1 protein-coding gene and 3 riboswitches are annotated in these 2,659 nt (G+C 37.3%); the gene reads left to right on the forward strand.

Going from position 1 to position 2,659, the window contains the following annotated elements; translation table 11 throughout:
- Window positions 1-255 precede the first annotated feature (255 nt).
- Window positions 256-357, forward strand: a riboswitch (glycine riboswitch).
- 3 nt (window positions 358-360) lie between these two features.
- Window positions 361-417, forward strand: a riboswitch (glycine riboswitch).
- Between the two features lie 365 nt (window positions 418-782).
- Window positions 783-2,171, forward strand: a complete 1,389-nt coding sequence (locus AC1DUW_RS25430; RefSeq protein ID WP_477643778.1) for an amino acid permease — start codon at window positions 783-785, stop codon at window positions 2,169-2,171.
- Between the two features lie 319 nt (window positions 2,172-2,490).
- A riboswitch (glycine riboswitch) is annotated at window positions 2,491-2,597 on the forward strand.
- The last annotated feature ends 62 nt before the right edge of the window (window positions 2,598-2,659 follow it).

The raw sequence follows: 2,659 nt of genomic DNA on the forward strand, positions 1-2,659 counted from the left end.
GTAATGTATATTTGAAAGGTATAAGTTGTTTGTAAAAGTACACTATTATGAACGGTGTTTATCGACTGTAAAAAGCAATCTACTCCTATTCAATTCACAATTTACTTGGGGTACTATGGGCATATAATTTATGAACTGTCAGAAAGCTCTATCTCTACATTTAAAATTCTGAAAATAAAGTTTTTTCAGATATTTGTTGAAATTTCCATTAGAACCATTTATTATACAACTGTTAATACAATTCTATATCAGCGGATGATAATTGTGGGAGAGACTAAACGTATTGTTTAGCACCGAAGGGGCAATTCCTAAAAAATTGGGTATCAATCTCTCAGGTAAAAGGACCACAATAGGACGCGTCTCTGGAGAGAGCTATGAGCCACCAAAGGAGTTAAACTCTCAGGTAAAAGGACAGAGGAAAGATAGGAGAACACTTATCTTTCCTCTGCCCTTTTTATGCTGGGAAAGATAGCACAAACGAAAAAAGGAGGATTGTGCTATGAAATTTATTAAAGAATGAGTCTTTCTTTTCAATTTTCCTGACTACAACTTTTACCTTAGAGAGAATCTGCAATAGGTTGAATGCAATACCTTTATCTTTTCAAAAGCTTGGTAGATTATTTCGAGGTTTGCACCAGAACCAGAATATTTATCAGCAACATATTGAGTATTATTATATTAAAATTGTAAGCGTTTTCTTTGTTGGATTGAATAATAATATGTCAAAATTTTATCGGAATATTATTATTCAATTATTTGGAAATTAGGGAGTGGGAAATCATATGCAGGAACAAAAGTTGGAGAGAGGCCTAAAAAACAGACATGTACAACTCATCGCTATTGGTGGGGCAATCGGAACGGGATTATTTCTTGGGGCAGGAAAATCTATTCATTTAGCAGGACCATCAATATTATTTGCTTACTTGATAACAGGCGTCATTTGTTTTTTAATCATGCGCGCTCTTGGAGAACTACTCTTATCTAATTTGAACTATCATTCTTTTGTTGACTTTGTAAGAGACTATTTAGGTAATATGGCAGCATTTGTTACTGGCTGGACCTACTGGTTTTGCTGGATTTCAATTGCAATGGCCGACTTAACAGCAGTTGGTCTTTATACCCAGTATTGGTTTCCCTCCGTACCACAGTGGATGCCGGGTTTAATTGCGCTTGTCATTTTGCTATTTATGAATCTAGCAACCGTAAAACTTTTTGGCGAAATGGAATTCTGGTTCGCATTAATTAAAGTTATCGCTATTCTAGCACTAATTGTTATCGGTATTTTCATGATTATTAAAGGCTTTTCCACAGATTCAGGCGCAGCCAGTTTCACGAATCTATGGAGCCACGAAGGTATGTTCCCAAATGGAATAAATGGATTTATCCTCTCATTCCAGATGGTAGTGTTTGCGTTTGTTGGTATTGAACTTGTAGGACTTACAGCAGGTGAAACAGAAGATCCAGAGAAAGTTATCCCAAAAGCAATCAATAATATTCCTATTCGGATTATAATTTTCTACATTGGCGCACTTATTGTCATTATGAGTGTTTATCCGTGGAACGCAATCATCCCATCGGAAAGCCCATTCGTCCAAGTATTTGTGGCTGTTGGTATCGCTGCAGCTGCTGGTATCGTCAATTTTGTCGTCCTAACATCGGCTGCTTCGGCATGTAACAGCGCAATCTTCAGTACAAGCCGGATGATATACTCACTTGCCAAAGATAAAAATGCACCTGTGCCATTTGCAAAACTTAATGCCCGTAAAGTACCTTCCAATGCATTGGCCTTTTCAACTGTCGTCATTCTAACTTCCGTTGTGTTGAACTATTTAATGCCAGAAGGAGTATTTACGTTAATTACAAGTATTTCTACAGTATGTTTCATCTTTATTTGKGGAATTACTGTCATCAGTCATTTGAAATACCGCAAAACAAGGCCAGATCTAGCGAAAATGAACAAATTTAAATTACCACTTTATCCAATTTCTAATTACTTGATCCTTGCTTTCCTAGCGTTCGTACTTGTTGTGCTTGCACTTTCGGAAGATACTCGTGTTGCCTTGTTCGTAACTCCTGTTTGGTTTATTTCGCTGATTGCGATTTATAAGATGCAGAAAACGAAGGCAAATCATGCGGATCAGTCGAATCAGGGAGAGGTAGCGGAAAATTAAGAGGCAACGGACAAAAGTCAGTGACCTACTATTAACTTTACCAAAATAGTCAACTTGCAAAAAAACGATGATAAAAGCAGCCGTGAGTAATCTGGACGACCATAATGTGACATTCATAAAGTAAGAATTTTCAAAAAAATAATGTTAACGCTTACAAGAAAATCTTGACAATCTTATTTCTACCAATTATTCTAAATATAATAAAAATTCAATATGAGCGAATGACGGTTGTGGGAGAGTGCAATGCGACACGCCACCGAAGGAGCAAGTTCCAAAAAGACCCTTGGAACAAATCTCTCAGGTAGATGGAACCACAACTGGACGCACCTCTGGAGAGCGCGTATAAAGTAGTACGCCACCAAAGGGGAAAGGCCCTATTAATATAAAAAGGGTTAAACTCTCAGGTAAAAGGACAGAGAAGGGTAGAGAAAGCTAAGCTAAGCTACCCTTCTCTGTTCTTTTTTGTGCGCAAAAAAGGGTAGTGTTTC

Source organism: Peribacillus sp. P4_C12 (assembly GCF_056402095.1).